This window comes from Chamaesiphon polymorphus CCALA 037 (assembly GCF_003003845.1).
Lineage (GTDB): Bacteria > Cyanobacteriota > Cyanobacteriia > Cyanobacteriales > Chamaesiphonaceae > Chamaesiphon > Chamaesiphon polymorphus.
This window is the reverse complement of the sequence record NZ_PVWO01000385.1, coordinates 1-5,688: the sequence shown is the minus strand read 5'-3', so window position 1 is coordinate 5,688 and position 5,688 is coordinate 1. Positions and strand designations below refer to the sequence as shown.

At 44.9% G+C, this 5,688-nt stretch carries 9 protein-coding genes; all 9 read right to left on the bottom strand.

Annotation, left to right across the window (positions count from 1 at the left end):
* A partial coding sequence (locus C7B77_RS22440; RefSeq protein WP_146138458.1) for a hypothetical protein occupies positions 1-844 on the bottom strand: 844 nt, incomplete at its 3' end.
* Complete coding sequence (locus C7B77_RS22435) at positions 844-1,308, bottom strand: lipocalin-like domain-containing protein (protein WP_106310115.1); 465 nt, start codon at positions 1,306-1,308, stop codon at positions 844-846. The genes C7B77_RS22440 and C7B77_RS22435, both read right to left, overlap by 1 nt.
* 36 nt (positions 1,309-1,344) lie before the next feature.
* Positions 1,345-1,809 (bottom strand): DUF2996 domain-containing protein, encoded by a 465-nt coding sequence (locus C7B77_RS22430; RefSeq protein ID WP_106310113.1) that lies wholly within the window; start codon positions 1,807-1,809, stop codon positions 1,345-1,347.
* Positions 1,810-1,835: 26 nt separating this feature from the next.
* Positions 1,836-2,318 (bottom strand): transposase, encoded by a 483-nt coding sequence (locus C7B77_RS22425; protein WP_106310110.1) that lies wholly within the window; start codon positions 2,316-2,318, stop codon positions 1,836-1,838.
* A 173-nt stretch (positions 2,319-2,491) separates the two neighbouring features.
* Positions 2,492-3,247, bottom strand: a complete 756-nt coding sequence (locus C7B77_RS22420; protein ID WP_106310121.1) for an alternative oxidase — start codon at positions 3,245-3,247, stop codon at positions 2,492-2,494.
* 91 nt (positions 3,248-3,338) lie between these two features.
* Entirely contained in the window at positions 3,339-3,671 is a 333-nt protein-coding gene (locus C7B77_RS22415; RefSeq protein ID WP_106310107.1) for a cupin domain-containing protein, read from the bottom strand.
* 175 nt (positions 3,672-3,846) lie between these two features.
* Positions 3,847-4,299 (bottom strand): hypothetical protein, encoded by a 453-nt coding sequence (locus C7B77_RS22410; RefSeq protein ID WP_146138457.1) that lies wholly within the window; start codon positions 4,297-4,299, stop codon positions 3,847-3,849.
* 38 nt (positions 4,300-4,337) lie between these two features.
* Positions 4,338-4,619: a hexameric tyrosine-coordinated heme protein gene (locus C7B77_RS22405; protein ID WP_106310102.1), complete on the bottom strand. Its 282-nt coding sequence runs from the start codon at positions 4,617-4,619 to the stop codon at positions 4,338-4,340.
* A gap of 58 nt (positions 4,620-4,677) precedes the next feature.
* On the bottom strand, positions 4,678-5,583 hold the full coding sequence (locus C7B77_RS22400; protein WP_106310118.1) for a dioxygenase family protein: 906 nt from the start codon (positions 5,581-5,583) through the stop codon (positions 4,678-4,680).
* Between the last annotated feature and the right edge of the window lie 105 nt (positions 5,584-5,688).

Genomic DNA, 5,688 nt, shown 5'->3' with positions numbered 1-5,688 from the left:
GCCCAAAGCGGAGAATCGACACCGCGATCGCCAATGGTGCGAGTAACTGCGAAGCAATAAAAAATGGCTGGTGTGCCACTTGCAACAACCAATCTGGGCCTCTCTGTAAGGATGGAAAAATATACCAGGCAATATGAGTGATAAAGTCGCCCAACACGGCAGCAGTCAATCCAAACACGACCCATTTAGTTTGCTGCTGTTGCACCGGACTGGAAATATGCGTGTAGCGATAGATCTGAATGCCGATGCCTGTGGCAAACCAGAAGTTGAGCACCAGAAAGGGCAGTGCATGAGTCCATCGGTAAGGATTTAACGGTGGATAAAATGGCCACATCAACGACCAGCCAATCAAAACGATCGACAGTATCACCGTCCACCGAGGCACAAATCGACCATCGGGAAAAATGTAGAGAAAAATTACAAATAGCGCGAATCCGATGGCATGGACAAAACACAGCAGCGGATGAATGGAACCTTGCAACGTCACGAGCGCGTGCATGGGTGGCGGCACCGTGACTCCAAATAACATCAGGGCGATCGCTGCAAATAGTGTTACATAGGTGGTCGATCGATGCAGTGCGATGATGCCACCAGTCACGGCAAAGGTCAGTGCCAACAGCGTTTCGGAGGATAAGAAGTACCAAATATAGAAGTTATCCGATAGACCAGCTTGAATCAGGTAGGGATGATAGTAGGTGGCTGCCAGATGGCGCAGTTGCTCGAACCGACCGAAAACATTGGCAATGCCTGCGCCGCAAGTAACTACCAAAATCGCGAACACGATCTGCCTGATGCGATGAGGCACTGGGGCATGAATAGGCTGTAGGGCAGCATTTGCAGTCATCAAAATCTCTCCCACATCAGTTTAAAAACTTTCAGAACGCCATCGATCGGGGTGGACGGAGTTGTTAATGTGAAGTGATTTCCATTCAGGGTAAATGTCCGCACTAACTGCGTCCCGACTCGATTGGGAATGGAGGAGATCTCCACAAAGTGAGTAATCGTGTCGCCGTTAATTTGATACCGTCCTGCGTAAGCATTGAAGCTTAAAAATGCCTGCCCACATTCTTCAATGGGGATGGAATAGATCTCCCGATCGAATGGCGATTTCACAGCTCGACTCAATGGTGGGCGATCGCTTCTGGAAAACATCACCATCATTTTCCCTGTCTCAGTGTAGGTAATGTAGCCAATAGGATTAGCTCCATACACATCGGGATCGATCGTGCCATCTGGATCGATCCCGATCGCCGACAATAACTTCCAGATTCCAACGAGCGGATGATTTTCAGTGGATTGCATAGTCATGAGAGCGATTCGAGAAATTAAAATAGATGAATATATCTAATTTCTCAGCAACCATTTCTGACTGTTGAGCCGAAGTACCAATCCTAAAACGAGGAGATCGAGCGTCATTTTGCGATCGAGGACGAGGAAAGACTCGATCGTGCTGGCAATATGTCCGAAATCGACACAGGAAATTGCCCGTTGACCTTGAATATCATCGTCCAAGAAATAGATATTAAATTGGCGTTTACCACCGTTCCAGCTACCGATGACTTGAGAACATTCTGGCGCAGTTTCAAACCCCTTAACGGCGATTTTAGACCGCTCCAGCGCAACATGGAGATCGGTTACGCCTCGCTCGGCTAAAGCTTTTGTCAACGCAGGGAAATAGTCTTGTTGAATAAATTCAGCAAAAGGTTTTGATTCAACTGCGGGTGGTTTTTCCTTAACAGCTTTTTTCGCACTGGGGGGATCGGTTGCGGGTGCTGTTGGAGTCACATTTTCTAAAGATTCTTCTAACATATTAATTCACTTCCATCGATCGCATATTATGGAAAAACAATTTTAGGAGCAGCCGCATGTCCTAGCTGAAGATAGGCAGCCGTTCGCAAGATAACTTCGGAGTAAATAATCTTTTGGATCTCTAAACTAGGTACGCGTTTTATTGTGAAGTTGTAAGCGACGATTTCTCCAGCGAGGCTGAAGTCGCTATTTGTTAAAAAATGGTCGTAATCGTGCATTCCTTGAAAAATAAATCCATAGACAGGATTGGGATAAACGGCAGCATCGTAATTTTCAGCAGATACCCACAGATAACCTTGTTGAATATCTGCAAACATTTCTTCTGCGTTGGCATATCGCATGTAGTCGGAATATCGGAGATCTATGGGCAATTGATGAAATTCATCCATCAACCAATCACAAAGTTGAGTAATAGTTGCGCTAGAAATTTCGGCTGGTTTACCTTCTAGATAGAGTTTGGCAAGAGTCTTTATTTGAGATGTGTTTGCGGTTACTGTTGTTAAAGTCATGTCAATCTCCCGATCCGATCGATGTCTCTAAATAATATTTCGATATAATTACTTTGACATTAAATTTCGATATTATCTTTGATGTAGCTCAGAAGGTGTCTGAAAAGTCTTATTGGCTTCGATCGTAGATCTAAATCCCCCTAAATCCCCCTTAAGAAGGGGGACTTTGACTCTTACTCCCCCTTCTTAAGGGGGCTGGGGGGATTTAGATCTATGCTTTTCAGACACCCTCTCATGTTTGGAGCTAAGACTTGAGATTTATCTTCAACAGGAGTCAGTTCGACAACAGTATGGGGACTGTGAAAAGTCAACCATGCTGCTGGTTGTTGCAGTGCCACCATTGTTTTGACATGTTCGGATTCATCATCGCGAATATTAACGAACACATCGTAGAGGTTATCCACTTTGGGACGACGAAATTCACGACTTGGATTAGTAGTCTGAAATTCATCGAACATGTAGAGATCGCCATCGCAATAGTAGTTAATGGCAATCTGGGGTGCGGGTTGAGCTTTTAGTTCGGCTTCATGACTTTTTAAGTATTCGTCATAGGTATGAAAGGCATGATTTTCGATCGACTCCATCAGATAATAGGCAGACTTGGGTAGCAGCATGTAAATCGGTACGACGATCCAGTAATAAGCAAAGGCAACGTGTTGAGCGACAAATCGATCGATCCAGTAGCGATTGCCGCCTAATGACTCCATAATCAATAGATGATGCAGTTCGTTCCAGGTTTCGGCAAAGTGAACCTTCAACCAGTCAGCTTTGCGCCAAAACCCCAAAGTTTCGTAGAGATGCAGTACAGATAAAAATGAAAAGTACGGTACGCGAGCGATCGTTTCTAGCAGATAAAATCGCGAGTAGGGACGATTGCCATAAACGACATCGACAATGAATGCGAAAAAACCGACGATCGCCCGAATCAAAATTTTCACGATCTTTACTCCCAATTCCAATAGTTTTACCTGGCAAGTTGCTGCGATCGCTCTGACGAATTTACCGCTCTAATAATTAGGACTATTCGGAAAGAGCTAACATAAATGCTAAATTCGATCGCGCTTGCACTGCATGAGGCGTGCGAGCGGGCATAAATATAAATACTCCAGGCACTAAAGCAATATCTTTTCCTGCTAAATTGAGATTTCCACTGCCTTCTACTACTGTGATGACTGCATTTCGACTGGCAGTATGTTCGTTAAGTTCTTTGCCTGCAACTAAACACAGTAAATTGTATTCAACATTGTTGTCTTTTAGCAAGGTTTTACGAAAGATACCACTAGCAGGATATTCAATTAAATCTGATAATGTGGTAGTAAAAGATCGATCGGAAGATTCAGTTATATTTTTCATGATTTTACAAACTCTGGTGATTCTGGACTACTACTCCCTTCCCGCTCCAAGACTATAGATTAGGCTTTGTTCTTTATCCTCTGCGTTCTTTGTGCCTCTGCGGTTCAAAAATGGACATTTGTATGAGTAACTGAATCGTGATAAGATCTATATTTTTCTGGTGGGAAGAGAGTAATTATAATGCTGAATCGCAACATTTAATCAAATCTGTTTGAAACAATTTGTTTTCTGAAGATTTGTGAGGTCGATCGGATCGTTCTTCAATCCAATACCGCTCCACCGCATCAACTATGGCAACAGCTTGGAGATGGTTTATCACTTTAAGTTTGCCAATCAAAGTACTGTTGACACTCCATTTGAGATCGAGACGATCTTGTTGAATAGCAGTATCAATTTGTTTCCAAATCGCGATCGCTCGATCGGGATCTTCCTCAAATCGATAATTTTTCAAGGCTTCGCAAATCAGATTGGCTTCATTGCTAGTCAGACAGAGTTCTAATAAATGGTGGTTGAGCAGAGCATAATAACGGTTTAAATCTCTCAATCCTACCGTGCCGATATCTTCTCCCCGTTGCAACAATAGTGCTTCAAGCCTGGAATCTTGAGAGAGCGGTATTTTATTTTTCATCGGTTTCTCCATTGATTTTGTCGAATGTAATTATCCACTCATTTATGCCAGTAATTATTAGCAGCAGCGATCGTGGCAAACTCAGTTGCCACCGTTTGTCCAGCAGCAATTAGCATCATGGCATCATTACCATAAGTAGCTCGAATCTGCTTGCGTTTTTCTTCGTCCGGCTGAGTTAGTTTAATAATTAGCCGTGCCATTTCAACTGCCAATTGCCGTCCCGCTTCCGGTGTCTCAGTCAACAATGAGTTACTGGGAATCAAGGTGATTTTGGGAGCTGTTGAGGTGTGTGGATTGGCTTGAGTTATTACGTTATCCATGTCAAGAATTCCTCGGTTAATTGTTGTTTTAAAGTATCGATATTCGATCGGACGATCTTCAGTGGATGGCGTAGTCGTGCGATCGATCCGTTGCTGGACGCTCTTCTGTGGATGGCTGTAGCACAAAGTCAAACTCAGTCGTGTAAAACGGCTTACTTTGATTTCGCGCCTGAAGTTCTTCAGGTGCTTCATGCTGTTGCAATCGGACGATCGCCGATCGGACGGCAAAGGTTGTATCTGAATCTAGGTAAGGATCGCCGTCGATATAAATTTGAGTAGTCAATGGGGCGCATTCTGGAGCACTCAATTTGAAATGAATATGCGCCGCCCGCCAAGGATGCCGTCCCAGCAGTCGCAGCAACTCGCCAGACGGCCCGCTGGATGGCACTTTGTATCCCTTCGGTACGACGGTTTCCAAGGCATACTTGCCACTGGCATCGGTGGTAAACCGCCCTCGGAAATTCCACTGCGGCTGAGAAGGATCTTGAATGTCGTACAGTCCGTTAGAATTGGGCTGCCAAACATCAATGAGGGCATTGGCGATCGGTTGACCATTTAAATCCAAAATGCGACCTGATAGGAACAGTGCCTCGCCCGCTGGATCGACCCCTAAACGCTCGCCCATCTGCCGTGCGGGTGCATTTGGCACATACAACGGGCCTTCTAAATTGGCTTCCGTGCCGCGATGGGTATCGTGCAGCAGTTCTACCAACTCTGAGATGCCCAGCAGATCCGTCAACATATGGATTTCCCCAGTGGGAATCTCTTGAGTATGATGACTTGCCTGGTTAATAAAATCGCGTCCCTGCTGCAATTCAGGTTCCGTCAGATTGACCTCGCGGACAAAATCGTGCAGATGTTGAATCAGATGAGTGTAAATTTGTGTCAGTCGCGGGTGAGATGTGCCGCGATCTACGCGATCGATAACGGCTTGAGTGATATTTTCGAGGGTAATACTTTGCATATCGAACTCCTGTTGAGTGACATGTTGGTCGTTATTTATGTGCAATTAGGGAATCGCAACTGTGCGATCGTCTGGAAGCTGTTGGGCTGGTGTATACACGAGTCT

Coding starts and splice junctions, on each gene's coding strand:
- C7B77_RS22415 (WP_106310107.1), bottom strand. CDS start 3,671: ATGAAAAATATAACTGAATCTTCCGATCGATCTTTTACTACCACATTA.
- C7B77_RS22430 (WP_106310113.1), bottom strand. CDS start 1,809: ATGTTAGAAGAATCTTTAGAAAATGTGACTCCAACAGCACCCGCAACC.
- C7B77_RS22435 (WP_106310115.1), bottom strand. CDS start 1,308: ATGACTATGCAATCCACTGAAAATCATCCGCTCGTTGGAATCTGGAAG.
- C7B77_RS22410 (WP_146138457.1), bottom strand. CDS start 4,299: ATGAAAAATAAAATACCGCTCTCTCAAGATTCCAGGCTTGAAGCACTA.
- C7B77_RS22405 (WP_106310102.1), bottom strand. CDS start 4,619: ATGGATAACGTAATAACTCAAGCCAATCCACACACCTCAACAGCTCCC.
- C7B77_RS22425 (WP_106310110.1), bottom strand. CDS start 2,318: ATGACTTTAACAACAGTAACCGCAAACACATCTCAAATAAAGACTCTT.
- C7B77_RS22400 (WP_106310118.1), bottom strand. CDS start 5,583: ATGCAAAGTATTACCCTCGAAAATATCACTCAAGCCGTTATCGATCGC.